Source organism: Methanobrevibacter sp. (assembly GCF_045611865.1).
Taxonomy (GTDB): Archaea; Methanobacteriota; Methanobacteria; order Methanobacteriales; family Methanobacteriaceae; genus Methanocatella.
The window spans coordinates 72,800-91,657 of the sequence record NZ_JAZKXX010000060.1 but is presented as its reverse complement, the minus strand read 5'-3'; the positions used below and the strand labels follow the sequence as shown (position 1 = coordinate 91,657).

The window sequence follows — 18,858 nt, the reverse complement described above, 5'->3', positions numbered from 1 at the left end:
ATAGAAATGTTATGGACTGATAAATACCGTCCGCAAGAGCTTTCCGAAGTGGTCGGTAACAAAAAAGAGATTAAGATAATCACAGATTGGGTTAATGCTTGGAAAAATAATGACCCGCAGATTCCCCTACTTTTAGTTGGCCCACCAGGTATTGGAAAAACCACACTGGCACAAATCATTGCAAAGGAGTTTTCAGAATACATTGAATTAAATGCTAGTGACAAACGTTCTCAAGATGTCATTAAAAGTACCATTGGTGAGTCATCATCATCAAGATCACTATTCGGCGATGAATACAAATTAATTATTCTTGACGAAGTTGACGGTATCCACGGAACAAACGACCGTGGTGGAGTCAAGGCAATTGGAGAGATTATTAAAAATTCCAAACACCCCATGATATTAATAGCCAATGATTTTTACTCAAAAAGATTGCAATCAATAAAGCCAAAGTGCCAAGTAATAAAAATGAAAAAATCACGTTGGAATTCTATTTCAGCGCTTTTAAGAAAGATTGCTCAATCAGAAGGTGTCGAAGCTAATCCCCAAGCTTTAAAAGAGATTGCACTTAAATCACAGGGAGATGTTAGATCAGCAATAAACACCCTACAGGCTCTGGCCGACAAAGATGGGACTTTAGAGGTTAAGGATGTTGAAAACCTCGTAACCAAAGATACACGTTCAGACATATTCAATGCAATTACCGGCGTTTTAAAAAGTAAAACCCCTGCACACGTAAAAGAAGCATTATGGATTGAAGAAGACCCAACACTTGTAATGGAATACATTGCAGAAAACATTCCAAGAGAATATAAAGACAAAAATGAAATAAAAAAAGCATATGATTACATCTCAAAAGCAGACTTATACTTTGGAAGAACCAACACCAGTAGAAATTACGGTTACTGGAAATATGCAAGTGACTTCATGGGAATTGGAGTAAGTAACTCCAAAAAAGAAACCTATAAAAAGTTCACAAAAATACAAACTCCAACAATATTTGGTTTAATGAGCCGTAACAGAGGCAAAAGAAACCTTAGGGATGGAATTGCTGAAAAAATGTCCAAAAAAATGCATATTTCACATTCCATAGCAATTTCAATGTTTCCATATCTTGAAATAATGTTTTTAAATGATGAACTTGCCTGGGAAATAGCTGACTTTTTAGAGCTTGAAGATGATGAAATCAAACGATTCAGGAAAAAGAAAATACCTAAAAAAGTTGTAACAAAAATGGAAAAACAGAAAGCTCAAATGAGAGTTGAAGAACGTGACAAACGTGCAGAAGAGCTTAAAAATCAGATGGTAAATGTCGTTTCACAAGAAATTGAAGAACCTAAAGAAGAGGATTTACCATTCGAAATTCCGGGTCTTGAAGAAACAGTTTCTGAAGTAGAAGAAGTTGTTGAGGAAGAACCTCCTGAAGACGTTGAAGAAAAAACTGAAGAGAAAAAGGACAAAAAGAAAACTGATAAGCAAGTTTCACTTTTCAGTTTCTAGCTTAGCTTCAATGAACTCACTAGCTTTTAAAACATTCTCCTTATACTGTGGAGCAACATCATCTAAAAATTCGGAAAATGAGATAGCCAATTCATTTTTATTTTGTTTTTCTAAAATATCCTGACCGTCCATTTCCAAAAATGAGTTTATCCAGTCAAATGAGACATTTATTAATGGAAAAATCTCATTATCCTTTTTGATGATATTCAAGCCTTCACCTGAAAAGATTCCTTCAAAAATATTGTTTACCTCATCGTCCAAAACCAATGGATTTACTTTTAAGTCATGTTCTCCTTCATAAACCAGTTCAACACCGTATTTTCGAGTATAAGGCTCCATTATCAGCTCAATTATAAAATTATCTTCAGGCATTAAAATTCGTGAGTTGGGTTTGATTTCTTCTGACAGTACCTTGGATGATTTTGAGCATATCTTTTGGAACAGTTTGTTTCTTACAACCTCAATTTCAGAGTATTGTTTATTAAAAGTAGTTTCACGGGTTCTTGAAAACTTTGAAAATCTTAAATTGTTAATGTAAATTTTTTCAGGAGTATATGAAATAAATCGAGTGTCTACTCCTATTATTTTCAGAAATTTCAACACATCTTTTTTGGATGTGGAAAATTCCTCATCACCGGAGGTCAACCCTGAAATATCAAACATCAAATCCATATAATCACTACAAATTAAGAGTTTCTCTAAGTGCTTTTTCCATCACATCAATCGGTGCATCCACTCCAGTCCAAATTCTAAAGCTTTCTGCTCCTTGATATAATAACATTTTAATTCCGTAAACCGGTTTTGCACCTGCTTTAATAGCTTCTTTTATTAGAACTGTTTCATTAGGATTGTAGACTGCATCAAATACCACTAAATCCTCATGCATATCACTAGCCCTAGCGATTGGCTCATCATCAATGTGTGGATCCATTCCCAAAGGAGTGGTGTCAACCAGAATATCCGCATCATTTAAATAAGTGTTAATCTCGGAGATTGAATCTGATTTAACATCCCCAATTAAATTTGAATCTGAAACATCACTAGCCAAGTTTTGAGCCCTGTCAACATTTCTATTCAATATTGTTATGGATTCGGCATCGTATTTTGCAAGATAAAATGATATTGCCCTTGACGCACCACCAGCACCTGCAACAACCACATTCTTACCCTTAACGCCAGTTACCTCTTCAATAGCTTTAATGGCTCCGATACCATCGGTATTGTAACCCTTCATGTTTTTAAAGTCAATTGTATTTACGGCACCAATCAAGCTAGCTACCTCATCCAATTCATTTAAATATTTCATTACTTCGATTTTGTGAGGAATTGTCACATTGAATCCTTTAATGTTTAATGATTTTGCACCTTCGATAGCTGATTTTAAATCATTGGGATTTACATCAAAAGCAACGTAAGCATAATCCATTCCTAATGCTTCAAATGCTGCATTGTGCATTGGCGGTGAGAAACTATGTTCAACAGGATGGCCTATCAAACCTACAATATTTGTACTTCCTTTAATATTCATATAATATTTAATTGATTAACAAAGATTATATAACTTTGCAGATACAAATTTTAATTATAATATATCTTATGATAGGAGTGTAAAAATGGAATTTACAAGACCAAGAGGTACAAGAGATTTCTTATTTGAAGAGATGAGACAAAGAAAACAAGCGGAAAGTACCTTAAGAGAAATATTTGAAAGTTACGGTTATCAAGAAATCAAAACCCCCTTATTTGAAGAATTAAAATTATTTACAACTAAATCTGGAGAGGAAATTGTTGATCAATTATACAACTTTAAAGACAAATCTGATAGGGATTTGACTTTAAGACCTGAAATTACTGCTCCGGTTGCCAGATTATACTTAAATGAACTTGAAAAAACAGCAGTTAAGCCAATTAAGCTTTATTACTATGGAAGCTGTTTTAGATATGAAAGGCCACAAAAAGGAAGATTCAGACAATTTTGGCAGTTCGGTTGTGAATTGATTGGAGCAAAAACTCCTCAAGGTGAAGCCGAAGTAATTGCCCTTTGTAGTGATGCAATACAATCTTTGGGAATTACCACAGCCGACGTTAACCTTAACCACCTTGGAATCATCAGAGGCCTATTCAAACACTTTGAAATTTCTGATGAAACCCAAAGGGAAATTATGGTTATCATCGACAAAGGTGACAAAGACCTTTTAATTGAATCCTTAAGTGGAGATAATCCGGTTATCGATAATGATGAGTTAAATCAAATTTTATTAAAATTGATTGACCTTGTTGGAGATAAATCCATCATAACCCAAGTTGAAGAATTGATTGAACCTTATGATGAACCAAAAGAAGCCTTAGACGAGTTAAAAGAATTAATTGCACTTCTTGAAGCATTTAAAGTTGAAAATTACACATTAAACCTTGGTGTTGCAAGAGGACTTGACTACTATACCGGAATCGTGTTTGAAATATATGTTCCTGAACTAGGTGCCCAAAAGCAAATCTGTGGTGGTGGATCCTACAGTCTTGTTAAAGTCTTTGGAGGCCAAGAAGTAGAATCAACCGGTTTTGCACTAGGTTTTGACAGATTAATGAATGCTATTGAAGAGTTAACAGAACCAGAAGAGTTACCTTCTCACTTGGATATTTATGTAGCTCCAATATCTGCTGATGTTCGTTTAAAAGCTTTTGAAATAACACAACTTTTAAGGAAAAATGGGATTAAAGCCGATGTTGATTTAAATGGTAAGAAATTCAAGAAATTAATGAATTATGCCGATAGGATTAAAGTTTCCAAAATCGCCATCATCGGTGCTAAAGATTTGGCTGAAGGTAAAATAACCATAAAAGACATGGTTAGCGGTGACCAGGAATTGGTTGACGTTGAAAATATTGTAGATTATCTTAAAGGGGAATAAAATATGGAAATAAACTTCAGACATGAAATCAATGGCGTTAAAGTCATAACCGCCATCGCCCAGGATGCTGATACCAACGAAATATTAATGCTGGCCAATATGAATAAAGAGGCATTGACAAAAACAATCGAAACCGGTAAAGCCCATTACTGGAGTACTTCAAGAAACAAGTTATGGCTTAAAGGCGAATCATCAGGCCATTTTCAGGAAGTTAAGGAAATCTTAGTTGACTGTGACATGGATGCGATTATCTTGAAAATCGAACAAACTGGTGCGGCTTGCCATGAAGGTTACCGTTCATGCTTCTTTAGAAAATTAAACACAGAAAATAAAATCAATATTGAAGATTTAAAAGATGATGATTTGGAAATCGTTTTAAAAAGACTTGTAAACCCAGAAGACGTGTATTAAGATGAAATGTATAATACCAGACACAAGCGCTGTCATTATAGGTGCAGTAAGTGAATTGATTGAAAAGGAGAACTTGGATTATCCTGAAATTATTGTACCTGAAGCAGTTGTTTGTGAACTAGAACACCAGGCAAACGCTAATAGGTCCGAAGGTAAAAGAGGTCTTAAAGAGCTTCAAAAATTACAAGACCTTCAGTATGAAGGAGAATTATCTATTAGTTTCAAAGGAAAAAGGCCAACCAACTACGATATTAGATATGCTAAAAGTGGTGAAATCGATAGTATTATTAGAGATTTAGCTAGATCCGAGTTAGGAACACTCTTGACAAATGATAAAGTACAGGCAGAAGTTGCAAAGTCTCAAGGAATTCCAGTTTACTTTTATGAACAAAAATACGAGGAAAAACCACTTTCAATTGAAAAATTCTTTGATGAAAACACAATGTCAATACATCTGAAGGAAAATGTTGTTCCAATGGCTAAAAAGGGAACACCAGGCCACATTGACTTTGTTGTGCTTAATGAAAAACGTTATACTCACAGAGAGCTTAAGGAAATAATGGACGAGATACTTGATAAGGCAAAAAGCGACCCTAAAACCTATTTGGAAAGTGAAAAAGAAGGTTCATTTGTTGTCCAGTCAAGAGAATATAGAATCTCAATAGCCTATCCTCCATTTTCCGAGGCTTTGGAAATTACTATTGTAAGGCCCGTTGCAAATATAGATTTAAACGAATACCATTTATCCGATAAACTGCTTGAAAGAATCAGGACCAATGCAGAGGGAATATTGATTTCTGGTTCTCCGGGAGCAGGCAAATCCACATTTGTACAGGCCATTGCAAAATATTACTCATCAAAATTGAATAAAATTGTAAAGACAATGGAATCACCGAGAGATTTACAGTTACCTGATGAAATTACACAATATAGCCCTTTAGAAGGCAGTATGGAAAATACTGCTGATGTATTGCTACTTGTAAGACCTGATTATACTATTTATGATGAGTTAAGAAAGAACACTGATTTTAACATCTTTGCAGATATGAGGCTAGCGGGTGTTGGAATGATTGGTGTTGTTCATGCAACCCGTCCGATAGATGCAATTCAAAGGATTGCTTCAAGGGTGGAACTTGGTGTAATTCCATCAATCGTTGATACAAGCATTTACATAGAAGACGGTAAAGTAACAAGCGTTTATGAGACAAAAATGACTGTTAAAGTTCCAAGTGGAATGAAAGAAGCAGACCTTGCAAGACCAGTAATTGAAGTTAGAGACTTTGAAACTGGTGAGCTTAAAAATGAAATATACACCTATGGTGAGCAAACCATTGTAATGGACATGGATCTAGTTAACGGAACTGGTAGTGAAGAGAAGTTTAAATCATCAGTTGATAGGATTGCCGAAAAGGAAATTTTGCGAAAAATCAAAAAGCTTTTACCTAAAAAAGCAAAAGTTGACGTTGAAGTTATCTCACCTGAAAGAGCCAACATTTACATTCCAGAGGAGTTTATTCCAAAAATCATCGGTAAAAACGGTAAACGCATAGCTGAGATAGAAGAACATGTTGGAATAAGTTTGGGAGTTGAAGTAATCGAAGCAAAACCAGTCAATAAAAATCCTCTTGAAGTTGATATAATCCACACTAAAAAACAATTGATTCTGAATTTGGGAAAGGACAACGGAAGAAAAAATTTTGATGTGTTCATTGAAAATGAATACTTGCTTACGGCAACCACTTCCAAAAAAGGTGAAATAAAGATTAAAAGAGGAATAGAATTATCCGATATTATTATTGAAGCTATTGAAATTGGCTTGGAAATTACGGCTGTTCAAAAAATGTGATAATCATGAAAATCGGCGCATCGACACTTGCAGGAATAGAATATGAACTAGAACATACATTGGAGTTTATTGAAAACTTGGGACTTGACTATGCAGAAATTGTACATCAGTTTCCATCAGAAGAAGTTAACATAGACTCTTTGGAAAGTTTTAACCTAAAATATACAATCCATGCCCCATTTATGGATGTTAATATCGCGTCATTGCAAGAAAAAAGTAGGTTAAGCTCAATAGAGCAAATTAAAGATTCAATCGATTTTGCCGGTAAAATTGATGCTGAGGCCGTTGTAGTTCATCCGGGACTTGCTTCATTTTTAGCAAATAAATACTTTTTAGATGACGTTTATACATGTGCAGAGGAATCAATCAAAGAAATTGGAGAATATGGTAAAGATTTAGGAGTTTTAACAACAATAGAAAACATGCCTACCTTTGACGCCATGATTTATACAGATCTTGAAAAACTAGACGAACTTGTCACCTCTTTAGATTTGTCAATGACCTTGGACATCGGCCATGCCAACCATGTAGGATATGCTCCTGACGATATGATTTTTGATTCGATTAAACATGTACATGCCCATGATAATTTTGGTGATGATGATGCACACCTTGCATTAGGTGAAGGCTCTATTGATTTAAAACACATCATCAATACTTTAGAGAAAAAAAATTATGATGGCATCTACATCATTGAAGTAAATGACTATGATTCTATCAAAAAAAGTTATGAATATATGAAAAAGAACTTCTAGAGAAGTTTCTTTTCCTTAATCTCTTTTTCGAAATACAAGTATTTAGAATCAACAACCTTCCTTATATTTTCAGCTGTTTTTTTACCTATTCCTTCAACTTCCTGAAGTTCACTTTCACTTGCATTTAATACATTTACAACAGAGCCAAAGTGCTGCAGTAAGTTCTTAGCATTAACGGGGCCTATGTTTGGCAAGGATTCTACGATGAATAACTGTTGTTCCATTAAACTAACCGGTTTTTTATCAGTTCTAACTTGTATCGGAGTTCTTTCACCATTTTGTTCACGAACAGCGATTCTTTTAATCATTGCCGCTGTGTCTTGAGCATTTCTAGTTGGAATAATACTAATACCGAAATCGATTGCAATAGAAGCTAGAGAACCACGAATTGCATTTGGATTAAGCATTCCAGAGTATAAGTCATCACCCTCTAAAATCAGCAAAGGACGTTTAAACTCTTCAGACAATTCACGAGCCTGTTTAAATAATCTTTTATCAATTATTGAGTCAACAAAATCTTTAGCTGTTTTTCTCTCAATGGCCACTTCATCACTTACCTGATAATCGGCAACAGCCATTGATTGGACTTTAACATCAATTTCCATTTCGGTCAAATGCCTAATGACTTTAGAATTGCCTTCCCTTGAATCTGCATAAACTATTGGAAAATCATTTTCTTGGGCAGGCCTATCAATTACCTTAACTTTTTTTTCGTTTTCCATTCTCTCAACTGCTGAAGCATTAAGTTCTTCTAAAACCTCTGGATCAATAAGTTGGTTTTTCATTCTGTCCTCTTTTCTGATACTGGACCAATAATAAGCTTCATCCCTTGTTCCATTAGTAATTAAGACTTTTACACGACCGGTTCTTTTACGGCCAGTCCTTCCACGCCTTTGAATCATCCTAACTTCAGATGGAACAGGCTCATATAAAACAACCAAATCAACTGCAGGAATGTCAATGCCCTCTTCAGCCACACTTGTTGAGAGTAAAACATCATATTCTCCCATTTTAAAGGCTTTAATGATGGCCTTTTGTTGTTTTTGAGTGAGGCCTTTTTCACCATCTTTTGATGCCTGACCAAAGAATTTGGCTGATTTGATACCTTCTTTTTCAAGCTTTTGATGAATCATCTCAAGAGTATCCCTGTATTGTGTGAATACCATGATTTTAGATGAGCTTTCATCACTTTTATCATCAAATCTAGAGGTTTTAAGTTTGGTTTGGCCACCTTCGCCCAGTTCTTTTTTAATGATTTTTGTTATTTCCCTAAGTTTTGGATGTTCCCAACCATGTTTTTCAGCTTCCCTAGCCATTTTAACTGCACGGCCAAAATTATCATCCCACATCAATGATTTAGCAGCCTTCGTTTGCTTTTTTCGAAGCCTTCCAACATACTTATTGAAGGTTTGAATACCTTGGGTTTCTATTAACTCCTGAGCATGCTGAATATTAATAACCGCACTTAAAATGGAAATGGCCTGGAACAAATCCCTATCAGGGTTTGTGCTTCTTGCAATTTCACCTTGGACTCTTCCTCTTGCTTTTAAAATATCCACTTTACCAACTGATACTGTCTTAATAATGCCCATATTCTTTAATGCTTTAAGCCTTACCTTCAAAGCTTTGTCAACATAAGCCTTTATTTTTTCAAGCTCACTGCTCATCTTAACTCTAACCCATTCAATTTCAACTGGATTAAAATAAGGTTTTACATCTGCATCCTCTTCCGTTTTTACAACAATATTCTGAATATACAAGTTTTCACAAACTTCTTTAATTTTAAATTTATCAGAACCCGGAGATGCTGTTAATCCCAAAATTAAATTAAATTTAGATTCCTGAACATATCTTGATGCCAGGTATACATAAGAATAAGATCCGACCCCATGATGGCATTCATCAAAGACCACTAATGAAACACTGCTTAAATCATAACGTCCGTTTAACAAGTCAGATTCAACAGTCTGTGGAGTTGCACAGATAATTCTTGACTCTTCCCATCTTTTAACTCTTTCATCAGTTTTGACAGCGCCTGTTATTGAAGTGCATGGAAGAGTAATGAATTCCTTAAAACTAGCTTCATGCTGAATTGCCAATGGCTTTGAAGGTGCTAGAACAAGAATTTTAGAATTTTTAACCTTTTGAAGCCTATCAGCTGCAACTAAAATAGCTACAATTGTTTTACCTAGTGCTGTAGGTGCAACAACCATTGTATTTCCTTTTTTCAATACATCCCCGGCCAAAACTTGTTGATAAAGCCTTGATTCTATTGCATTTTTTTTCAATAAGGGATGTGAAATATAGCTAGCCATACTAGGAATTTTGTTTTTATGTATTTATAAATGTTATAAGAGAGCATTTGTGAAGTAATCGGTACGAATATGAACATCATCACAAAAATTTTAACTTACCTAATCCTTAACAACATTCTGAATTGTTTTATCTAACTGATTAATATCAAAAGGCTTGGAGACAAAAGCAAGAGTACCCTCAATATTCAATTCTTCAATAGTGCTCATATCAGTATTAGCTGAAACAAAAATAACATGACTGCCCAACTTAGAAATGGATTGAGCTGCTTCAGTACCTTCCATATCACCTTTTAATTTAATATCCATCAAAACAACATCAGGTTTCAACTCATTACTAGCATCAATAGCATCTTGACCTGTATCAACGGTCCCCACTACATCATAACCTAAATCCTGCAGGGAATACTTTAAGTCCATAGCAGTTATTGCCTCATCCTCAACAATTAAAATATTAACGCTCATATATTACACCTATCCTTCAATTGTATGTTTCATCTCAATTGGGAAAATCAACCTGTAACCAGTACCCTTTTTATGTTCAATCAACTTAATTTCACCATCAAGTTGTCTTGTAAGACTTTTAATAATCTCACAACCAAGATTACTGCTCACTTTAGATGGATCTTCAATACCAACACCATTATCCTGAACAATCAACTCGGCCGTATCATCATCAATTTTTCTAATTATTTTAGTAATCTTTTTATCCGGAACGCTTTTATCAGGAAAAGCATGCTTAATAGCATTCATGGTCAACTCATCAACAACCAACAATAATGGAGTAATAACCTCAATAGTCAGATTCAAATCCTCATCTACATGAGATTCCAACTCAACACCGTCACGCATACCAACAATATTTCTTAACTGATTGTCTTGGTCTAAAATAAAATCACGTAAATTAATATTCTTAAAATCTGTAGTATTATAAGTCTTTTCATGTAACAGAGCAAGAGATGTTAAACGGGTCTGCATATGATCAATGATTATCCCTGGATTATCCTTATAAGCCCTTTTTTCAAGATTTAAAAAACTATTTAGCACTTGCAAATTGTTCTTTACCCTATGGTGAACTTCCTTAATTAAGACCAACTGATGCTCATTAGCATCAACCAACTCTTTTTGTTTAATTTTTTCTTCAGTAACATCAGTTAAAAAACCAATACTGTGTCTCATGCCACCAAATTCAAAACTCTCCATATATAACTCGACAATCTTATCCTTTGGATTATCCCCACCAATATGGAGAGTAAAAGTAACATCAATCTCACTAATCTCACGATTGATTATACGAATAATCTGATTTTGAGCTTCTTTTTCAACAATCTTCCCAACTACATCCAGAGAATGAACATATTCCTCAGGAGTTTTCTCAATCAAATTATAAAAACCCTCACTAAACTCATACCTCTTACTATTTAACGGTTCAATCATCAAAGCCAATTTTTTACTATTTTTAAAACCGCTCATTAAAAAATCAACCGGTTTAGTAATTTGGGTATTAGAATAATGAGTAACATCATTAATCAAACCCTGACGATTAATTAAATTGCCATCATCAAAAGTAGAATAAATGCTAACCTCCAAATACTTCAAAATACCATCATGAGTACGAATACGAATGACCCTTTCCAAATGAGTAGCATGCCCCTCATCCAATTCTTTAAAAATATTATCAACGATAGTTTTATCCTCAGAAATCACTAAATCAAAAACAACATTGTAATACTTGTCGTACTCTTCACGACGACGATTGACAATATTATAAATACCTGGAGACCAACTATAAACTCCATCAACCTTAGAAAAACTACCAGTTTGTGAAACATATTCCAACAAATAAGAATTATCTTCACTGAACTCATCAGAACCCAACAAATTATTATGGCTAGTATCAATATTGTCAGTTAAAATAAAAAGCCTTCCAACCTCAAAAACAATCTTAACATTAGTCAAACGAGTAATGTTATTACCGCTATAATAAAAAAAGCGCATTTTTTTAGTGGTGTGAGACTTATAAACATCAAAAAGAGAATCCTTTAAAATCTCATAAAACATAGGTGAAATTTTACTTAACAAACGGCCCTGAACATCACTCTTATTAAAATTGCCCCTTTTAAGAGTATAACTGCCCAATGACTGAATTATAAAATCATTACCATCATCAAAAGGAAATAACACATGAATGTCTGTGTCAATATTGTTCATAAGCTCCTCAACAGGAATTTTTTCAACTTCAAACTCCTGAGGAGTAGGATTATAAAAATCGAGATCCTGAACATCGTATATACTAACTTCTTCAATATCCTCCAATTTCCTATACTGTCTTTCAATAATCACTACTAAACACTCCCAACCTAGCAAACTAACAAAATAATAAAATCATAATTGTGATTTCATGGAAAAAATATTAAGTTTTTCTAAAAAATGTGCATATTTAATGCTTTGGCTAAAACTTAAGAAATATCTCTTTAAAATTACTTATAAATAAAACAGCATATAAATTTTACCATAGAATTTAAATCATTAATTTTAAAAAAATAACTAAAAAATTAAAAGGAAATTATAATTCAAAAATAATAGATTTGAATTTTGTAGCCGCTTCACCAATAGCTATCACCATTTCACAATCTAAGTTTAAAGCCTTTTTCAAACCATCACGAACCTCCTCTTTTGAAGCTCCGAGAGTTCCTACTTTTTCAAAGTCTCCGACATGGTTTAAAAATATTCTATCATTTAACTTTGGATTGGCTTCCAGTTTTTCGACAGCAATCTTTTGTGAAGCTGTTGATGCTGGAACAATGAATTTTGAGAATTTTAACACACTGTTAAATATATCTAAATCACCTGCATAGCCAGATTCTGAGGAAACAGTAATTACTGTTGTAAAATCTCCGAATAATTTTTTAAATTCCTTTAAAACAGTTTCCACACCTGCAGGATTGTGAGCATAATCAACAAAAATGTCCTTTCCTTTGACTTTTCCCACCTCTTCCATTCTTCCACTTACACCACTAAAACTAGCAATTGAAGGTAAAATTTTCTCATAAGGCAATCCTAAAAATTCATGAGCCGCAATAATAACCCCAGTTAAATTATAAACATTGTGAAGGCCATCAACCCCCATCTTTACAGTTAATTTTTCGGTTGGAGTGTGTAAATCAAATTTCCTATTAGGTAAATCCACATTTGTTGCGACATAGTCTACTTGAGGAGTTGTTACGCCACATTTACAGAAGTAATAACCGCAACCTGAAATAATCTCTTTAACTGCAATTTCATTACCGCAGACACATTCTTTCATTCCAATTGAATCCGGAAGTTCATCGACACCAAATGTAATAACTTCACCTTTAAAGTCAAGTTCTCTTAAAAGCCCAATTATTGTTGGGTCATGACCATTGACAATTAATTGACCAAGGCCCAGTTCGGAGATAAACTCCCCTTTAACATTTGCATATTCCATAAAACTTCCCAAATCTCTTAAATGATCTGGAGTAATGTTTGTTATTAAACCACCGGACATTGAAGTATTTTTAACTATTCTTCCAACAGTTCCTGGAACTCCGAATGTTCCAACTTCCAAAATACCAACGTCACCATTTAATCTTGATTGTAGGATTGGAATGAATTCAGCATTTCCTTGCATGCCCTCCAAATCATGCTCACATGGTTTAATTCCATTATCATATGCTACTTTTTTAAGCAAAGTAGTGGTGGTTGTTTTACCATTTGTTCCGGTAATACCAAATACCGGTTTTTCAGGTTGAATCATGTCAATTATATCTTGAAGTTCTAAAATAGGTTTTTCACAGTTTTTTAGAATTTCTGAATCTTTAGAAAGACTTGCAGGAGGAATTATATAATCTGATTTTTTAAAAAAGGTTTCCGGTGTTTTTCCATAATAAACCTCAATATCATAACCTTCTAGGGCTTTTGCAAAATTACAATCTTTTTTGAATGCTAAATCAGTTCCTATAACATTAAATCCTCTTTGTTTGAGTATTCTAGCAATTAAATTACCATTTGCTCCGCAAACACCAATAACACCATAGGTTTTATTTTTATTCATACTTCCTACTTCCCTTTTCAAGTCCTTTCATGATTTTATCAACAGTAGTCAGCCTATCATAAGCTATAAGTGGCCCCATGTGTAAAATAATATCTCCAGGTTTGGAATATTTAAATGTCTCACAAGCCGCAATTTCTATTGTTTCAACAGCAACTTTTTTAATGTTTGGATTGGAAATTGCATCCAAGATTTCTTGAGCTGCCTCCATTTCCACTTCCTGGGTTACTTCATTAAAACCACTAGCTATAACAACTTTAATATCATAGTTACTTACCAGTTGGCCAACCTCTGCCTTATCTCTTACAGATAATGTATCAAAATGATCAAGGAACAAGACAACACTTTCATCCTTAAAATAGTCCAAAGTGATTTTCATTCCATCATATAAAAATGCAGAATCAAGGATTACTTTCCTACCATTGTAATTGCCTACATCTTCCATATGTGCAGGTAAACCTTTAAATTCTGTTAATGCATCAATAATATCTTTTTTATCAACCCCATAGGTTAGTGCAACTGCTGAAGCCGCAACAGAGTTTTCAAAGAAATAGCTCATCATATAAAACGGAGTTGTGAATTTATCATTTCCATATTCAATTGTTAATGATTTATCCCCTACAGTACCTTTAAAGTCAACATCCTCATCCAACGCGTAATAGATTGCATCATCCCTTACTTCATCAATTATTTCTCTACAGGAGTTATTGGCAATAAATGTTTCACTCATTGCTTCGAGGACCAATTTACGTTGCTGGTATAACTCTAGTGACCCTCCAAATTCAGACAAGTGATCTTCTGCAATATTTGTTAAAAGTCCTATTTTAACATCCAATCTATCTAAAAGACCAATTGTACCATGCGGAAGTTCAAAAATAGCTATATCACATTCATCAGCTTTTCCTTTGACAATACCATCAATAATAGCTTCTGAAACTAGGTTATTTACCAAAGATGAACAGGACCAAACTTTATAGCCCGCTTGTTTAAACAAGCTTGTAGTTATAAAAGTAGTTGTGGTTTTACCCATAGTTCCAGTGATTCCAATTATATCAACTGGAATTAAATCATTTACAATTTTAGAAAATTCTTCATTGGTTAATACTTTTAAATTTGAGTTTTTGACTTTTTTAGCTATAGGGGCGGATTGCGGTAATGTAGGTGGCATATAACAAGCATCAAAGCCTTCAACACCAGGGTCCTTATTGGCTAAGTCTAGTTTTACACCTTCTTTTTCGATTTCATTTAAACTTCTTTGAAATTCTATTTTGAATTCAGAAATATCTTTTAAATCAGTTATAGTAACATTATGACCTAAATGATTTAGTAGTCTTGCAACAGGCCTACTAGCATTTCCAGCACCAACAACTAAATAATTCATGAAAAGTCTTCCTCATAATTTCTTAGTTAAAATATATAAATTTCATTTAATTTAAAGTTTAATAAGAAAAAAAGTTTATTTTAAAAAAAATGTTTAAAAAAAAAGAATTTTAGAAAACCTATTCAAATTGAATGAGATTTTCCACATCATTATATACAACATCAAGTCCACACATTGATGGAACATAGTTTGCTGCTTTTGCAGAATTAACACCAATTACTTCAAAGCCCATCTCTTCGATAGGAGCCACAACCATACAGGTGTCACATACAACATTTCCGCCTGCACTTTCTATGATTTCTGTGTAACCCATTCTATCTGCAGTAGCTTTTACGCTGACAGATGTGCAAATCCATAATTTGTTTTTAATAGTTTTTCCTTGAACGATAGCCGCTACATTTTTAATTTCTTCAAGTGATGCATGAGGACATCCTAGACATATTAAATCAGGAGTCTTATCAGTGGTTGTTAATTTTTGTCTAGTTTCTGTAATCTCCTTATCAGAAATAAACATGATATCTTCAACTTCTTCCTCACCGGCAATGTCATATTCAGGAGTTACATTTTCAACATGGTAAAGTGCAACTGAACCGGATGAAGCAAGTGCCGCACCTAAAGTTTTTAAATCATTGTTGTTAGGTGTATTTTGCATTTTAAAGTAAGGAACACCGCCCCCAACTACTTTACCAATAATATATCCTAAAGCACCAAAGTCAGCACCTTTTAGTTTGCAGGAAACATTAACCACCAAGTTTGCTTTTCTATTATGGTCTAAATGGAATCCATAGAGTGGAGTTTTACCAACAATAGCTGCTGCGAGTGCTGCCGGTCCTCCTTCACGATTAGTTCTGGCACCAATGACAGAGTTTCCATATGCAACAGCAGATGATTCAGACCAAGAAATGTGGTCTCTAAATCTTGGAACGTTACCAACCAGGTATGGAGTGCAAGTACAAGTTTTTGCTATTCCTAAATTTGCATAAGCATCAACAATATCATTCTGTTTTAATGCAAAATACTCTGGAAAACCCAACTCCTCCCAATTGTCTAAATCTGTTCCAGGTGGATTGAGTGAAGCGTTTACACTAGCTTTTCCTGATCCATCACTAGCCAAATCTTGTAAATATTCTAAACCAGCATCCCCAATTGTTTTATAAGAAACACCGGATACCTGTGCAGAAGTAATGTCAACTAATTTAGAAGCACCATAGATATCTCCCAATGCAACGAGAATATCCATACTTTTTCTAATGGTTTCTCCTGCTTCACCATCGCACATTGCTTGTTCTTCTTTTGTTAAAAACATATTAATCATTTGTTAATTGGTATTCTACCATTTCATCAACCAAGTGTAGGAAGTTGTCTTTACTTTCATATGGAATCATTGCGCCTGCAGCAATGTCATGGCCTCCACCAGTACCATTGAAGTTGTTAGATGAATCTTTAAGAGCTTTTCCTAAATTAACACCTTTTGCAACCATATCCCTTGTGGTTCTGCCAGAGATTTTGATGTCTTTGTGAAGTCTTGAAAGACCCAATACCGGTTTTGAATCATCAAGTAGCTCAACTGAAAGACCTATGCTTGCAATTGTACCCATTACAGATTTCAATACTTTATCTTCAGAATATAAGTATTGAATAGAATTTAATTGTTCGGCACCTTCCTTTTTAACCCATTCAAGCCCTTTAACAATTTGGTCACGGTATTGACGTTGTAATTTCAATGCCGCATCAAGTGCCTGGTCTTTTTCACCAAGTGCAATGCTTAAACCAAGGCCCTGTTTTTTGTTTTTACCACAGGCATCAAGAATATAGGAATATTCCTCCAAATCACGAAGCATTGGGTTTTCCTTAGGAATAACATAACAATCACCGAAAATATCTGGATTTATAGAAATAAGAGCTTCCTTAAGCAAGTCTTTTTCTTCATCTTCCATATCGGTGAATTTGATTCCATAAGATAGGTTCATTCTCTCTAAAAATTCACGAGCACCGTCTAAGTCCCCACTGATTTTTGGAAGTGGTGGTGAGAAGGTGTAAGCCAGGGATTTAAAAATCGGTTCAGATGCTTTTGAAACTATTTTTAAACCTTCATGAATTTCCATAGTTCCACTTTCAACTGCATCATCAACAATCAGTTTATTTACCCCTCTAAAACCGTCCTGACCTTGCATGTCACCAAATGCACCAACCAGTGCAAAATAAGCAAGATGTTTTTTATCCAAATCACGAACAGTTAAATAAGCTGAGCCCGCACCAGATAAATCTCTACTTCCATCAATCTCAAATAAATGAGGATTTACATGGACGACATTGCTTTCGCTGTCTGTGTCATCTACCTGATGGTGATCTGCAACAATAACATCATGCTTATAAGTGTTAAATTCCTTTATAAATGGACTGCCCATATCTGAAAATATGAACAATTCATATTTTTCACTTCTAAGCTGATTTACAATATCCTCCTTAAGACGAGGAATTATTGTAGTGTGGAATTGAACATCTTCTTCGGCTAAAGCATTAGCTATAACTGCTGCTGCTGATATTCCATCAGCATCGTTATGAGAAATTATTCTTATAACACTATCCTTTTCAATATGCTCTTTGAGCATATCACAAGCTTCGCTAGCTCTATTTAACAAGGAGTGCTGCTTCTTTTGGATTATATCTCCAACCTTCTGGTAATGCACCTTCACTTACATAGTAAGATGCTAATTTTCTGATTCTAGATTCGATAATAGTTAAACCTCTTTTAGAGTGTAAATCCTTAGGATTTTCATCTAAGTGGTCTCTGATATTAACTGCTCTTTTGATTAAGTTTAATAAGTCTTCTGGGTATTCTCCAGCTTGACCGTTTCTTTTTAAAATTTGGGTGATTCTTTCACCGGTTACATCTTTTACGGATGGAATTCCGTATTGGTCTCTTAAGATAATACCGATTTGAGAAGTACTTTTACCTTCTTTGTTAAATTTTAAAATCATTTCTTCAATTTCTTCGTCACTGTAAGTTACCCATTCTGGTCTTGCCATAATATAAACCTCTTTAAATTTTTTAAATCTTAAATAAGCCCAAATAAACAGAAAATAATGTTACTCTTGACTAGAATACCATTTGATAAATTTTTCTAATGAATTTTTTCTATGTGAAAATTGGTTTTTCTCATCAGTTGTAAGCTCTCCGAATGTCTTACCCTCACTTGGAACATAAAACAAAGGATCAAAAGCAAATCCTAAATTTCCTCGCTCTTCAACTGCGATTTCACCTTCAACCTTGCCTAAAAAAGTCTTGGGCTCAGAATTGGGGGCACAGTACCCAATAACTGACCTGAATTCGGCATAACGGTCATCAGTATCAGTTAAAAGCTTTAAAATTCCCTGATTTCCAATAGTATCCTGAACATAATGAGAATACACTCCTGGAAAATCATTCAAAGCTCTAATGAATAAACCAGCATCTTCAACAATCACAGGTTTGTCAAGCTTACGACAAGCATATTTTGCGCCTGATATGGCCACTTCCTCAAGAGTTCCTTGGGGTTCAACATAGCCCAAATCAATATGCTCTAAGTTAATGTCATAATCTTTGAAAATATTCTCTGCTTCTTTAACTTTATGTTCGTTACCAGTTATAAATGTTATCATATTCTAAAATATGAATTCATTTTTTTATAT

Annotated in this window: 16 protein-coding genes; 5 read left to right on the top strand and 11 right to left on the bottom strand. The window is 34.3% G+C overall.

Features of this window, described 5'->3' with window-relative positions:
- Positions 1-6 precede the first annotated feature (6 nt).
- A complete protein-coding gene (locus ACKI32_RS06110) occupies positions 7-1,500 on the top strand; it encodes a replication factor C large subunit (protein WP_407414547.1) in 1,494 nt (497 codons plus the stop codon).
- Here the strand turns inward: ACKI32_RS06110 and ACKI32_RS06105 are convergent.
- Positions 1,483-2,172 (bottom strand): ATPase, encoded by a 690-nt coding sequence (locus tag ACKI32_RS06105; protein WP_407414545.1) that lies wholly within the window; start codon positions 2,170-2,172, stop codon positions 1,483-1,485. The genes ACKI32_RS06110 and ACKI32_RS06105 overlap by 18 nt on opposite strands.
- A gap of 7 nt (positions 2,173-2,179) precedes the next feature.
- The gene (locus ACKI32_RS06100; RefSeq protein WP_407414543.1) at positions 2,180-3,028 is read right to left on the bottom strand and encodes a shikimate dehydrogenase; all 849 of its coding nucleotides are present in this window, start codon (positions 3,026-3,028) and stop codon (positions 2,180-2,182) included.
- A gap of 85 nt (positions 3,029-3,113) precedes the next feature.
- Between ACKI32_RS06100 and hisS the strand changes: the two genes are divergently transcribed.
- Genes hisS through ACKI32_RS06080 form a run of 4 tightly spaced genes read left to right on the top strand, consistent with a single transcriptional unit; the run spans position 3,114 to position 7,421 of the window.
- Positions 3,114-4,409 (top strand): histidine--tRNA ligase, encoded by a 1,296-nt coding sequence (gene hisS / locus ACKI32_RS06095; RefSeq protein ID WP_407414541.1) that lies wholly within the window; start codon positions 3,114-3,116, stop codon positions 4,407-4,409.
- 3 nt (positions 4,410-4,412) lie between these two features.
- A complete protein-coding gene (hisI, locus tag ACKI32_RS06090) occupies positions 4,413-4,820 on the top strand; it encodes a phosphoribosyl-AMP cyclohydrolase (protein WP_407414539.1) in 408 nt (135 codons plus the stop codon).
- A 1-nt stretch (position 4,821) separates the two neighbouring features.
- Positions 4,822-6,666: a PINc/VapC family ATPase gene (locus ACKI32_RS06085; protein WP_407414537.1), complete on the top strand. Its 1,845-nt coding sequence runs from the start codon at positions 4,822-4,824 to the stop codon at positions 6,664-6,666.
- A 5-nt stretch (positions 6,667-6,671) separates the two neighbouring features.
- Positions 6,672-7,421, top strand: a complete 750-nt coding sequence (locus tag ACKI32_RS06080) for a sugar phosphate isomerase/epimerase family protein (protein ID WP_407414535.1) — start codon at positions 6,672-6,674, stop codon at positions 7,419-7,421.
- Here the strand turns inward: ACKI32_RS06080 and ACKI32_RS06075 are convergent.
- The 9 genes from ACKI32_RS06075 to ACKI32_RS06035 form a co-directional block, all read right to left on the bottom strand.
- On the bottom strand, positions 7,418-9,736 hold the full coding sequence (locus ACKI32_RS06075) for a DEAD/DEAH box helicase (protein ID WP_407414533.1): 2,319 nt from the start codon (positions 9,734-9,736) through the stop codon (positions 7,418-7,420). The two genes, ACKI32_RS06080 and ACKI32_RS06075, sit on opposite strands and share 4 nt — an antisense overlap.
- 99 nt (positions 9,737-9,835) lie before the next feature.
- Entirely contained in the window at positions 9,836-10,198 is a 363-nt protein-coding gene (locus ACKI32_RS06070) for a response regulator (RefSeq protein WP_407414531.1), read from the bottom strand.
- Between the two features lie 9 nt (positions 10,199-10,207).
- Positions 10,208-12,076 (bottom strand): histidine kinase dimerization/phosphoacceptor domain -containing protein, encoded by a 1,869-nt coding sequence (locus ACKI32_RS06065; RefSeq protein ID WP_407414529.1) that lies wholly within the window; start codon positions 12,074-12,076, stop codon positions 10,208-10,210.
- A gap of 223 nt (positions 12,077-12,299) precedes the next feature.
- The gene (locus tag ACKI32_RS06060; protein WP_407414527.1) at positions 12,300-13,808 is read right to left on the bottom strand and encodes a Mur ligase family protein; all 1,509 of its coding nucleotides are present in this window, start codon (positions 13,806-13,808) and stop codon (positions 12,300-12,302) included.
- Positions 13,801-15,186 carry a Mur ligase family protein gene (locus ACKI32_RS06055; protein ID WP_407414525.1) on the bottom strand — a complete coding sequence of 462 codons (1,386 nt, stop codon included), beginning with the start codon at positions 15,184-15,186 and terminating at the stop codon, positions 13,801-13,803. Before ACKI32_RS06055 ends, ACKI32_RS06060 begins: the two co-directional genes overlap by 8 nt.
- Before the next feature lie 118 nt (positions 15,187-15,304).
- On the bottom strand, positions 15,305-16,492 hold the full coding sequence (locus tag ACKI32_RS06050; protein WP_407414523.1) for an aconitase X: 1,188 nt from the start codon (positions 16,490-16,492) through the stop codon (positions 15,305-15,307).
- A gap of 1 nt (position 16,493) precedes the next feature.
- Positions 16,494-17,828, bottom strand: a complete 1,335-nt coding sequence (locus ACKI32_RS06045) for a DHHA1 domain-containing protein (protein ID WP_407414521.1) — start codon at positions 17,826-17,828, stop codon at positions 16,494-16,496.
- The gene (locus ACKI32_RS06040) at positions 17,818-18,216 is read right to left on the bottom strand and encodes a 30S ribosomal protein S15 (RefSeq protein WP_407414519.1); all 399 of its coding nucleotides are present in this window, start codon (positions 18,214-18,216) and stop codon (positions 17,818-17,820) included. Before ACKI32_RS06040 ends, ACKI32_RS06045 begins: the two co-directional genes overlap by 11 nt.
- Positions 18,217-18,276: 60 nt before the next feature.
- The gene (locus tag ACKI32_RS06035; RefSeq protein ID WP_407414517.1) at positions 18,277-18,828 is read right to left on the bottom strand and encodes an XTP/dITP diphosphatase; all 552 of its coding nucleotides are present in this window, start codon (positions 18,826-18,828) and stop codon (positions 18,277-18,279) included.
- Positions 18,829-18,858 lie beyond the last annotated feature (30 nt).

Excerpts from the sequence above, each read along its gene's own strand:
- ACKI32_RS06080 (WP_407414535.1), top strand. The coding sequence starts at position 6,672 with ATGAAAATCGGCGCATCGACACTTGCAGGAATAGAATATGAACTAGAA.
- ACKI32_RS06085 (WP_407414537.1), top strand. The coding sequence starts at position 4,822 with ATGAAATGTATAATACCAGACACAAGCGCTGTCATTATAGGTGCAGTA.
- hisI (WP_407414539.1), top strand. The coding sequence starts at position 4,413 with ATGGAAATAAACTTCAGACATGAAATCAATGGCGTTAAAGTCATAACC.
- ACKI32_RS06110 (WP_407414547.1), top strand. The coding sequence starts at position 7 with ATGTTATGGACTGATAAATACCGTCCGCAAGAGCTTTCCGAAGTGGTC.
- ACKI32_RS06050 (WP_407414523.1), bottom strand. The coding sequence starts at position 16,492 with ATGTTTTTAACAAAAGAAGAACAAGCAATGTGCGATGGTGAAGCAGGA.
- ACKI32_RS06035 (WP_407414517.1), bottom strand. The coding sequence starts at position 18,828 with ATGATAACATTTATAACTGGTAACGAACATAAAGTTAAAGAAGCAGAG.
- ACKI32_RS06070 (WP_407414531.1), bottom strand. The coding sequence starts at position 10,198 with ATGAGCGTTAATATTTTAATTGTTGAGGATGAGGCAATAACTGCTATG.
- ACKI32_RS06100 (WP_407414543.1), bottom strand. The coding sequence starts at position 3,028 with ATGAATATTAAAGGAAGTACAAATATTGTAGGTTTGATAGGCCATCCT.
- ACKI32_RS06060 (WP_407414527.1), bottom strand. The coding sequence starts at position 13,808 with ATGAATAAAAATAAAACCTATGGTGTTATTGGTGTTTGCGGAGCAAAT.
- ACKI32_RS06040 (WP_407414519.1), bottom strand. The coding sequence starts at position 18,216 with ATGGCAAGACCAGAATGGGTAACTTACAGTGACGAAGAAATTGAAGAA.
- hisS (WP_407414541.1), top strand. The coding sequence starts at position 3,114 with ATGGAATTTACAAGACCAAGAGGTACAAGAGATTTCTTATTTGAAGAG.
- ACKI32_RS06105 (WP_407414545.1), bottom strand. The coding sequence starts at position 2,172 with ATGGATTTGATGTTTGATATTTCAGGGTTGACCTCCGGTGATGAGGAA.
- ACKI32_RS06055 (WP_407414525.1), bottom strand. The coding sequence starts at position 15,186 with ATGAATTATTTAGTTGTTGGTGCTGGAAATGCTAGTAGGCCTGTTGCA.
- ACKI32_RS06075 (WP_407414533.1), bottom strand. The coding sequence starts at position 9,736 with ATGGCTAGCTATATTTCACATCCCTTATTGAAAAAAAATGCAATAGAA.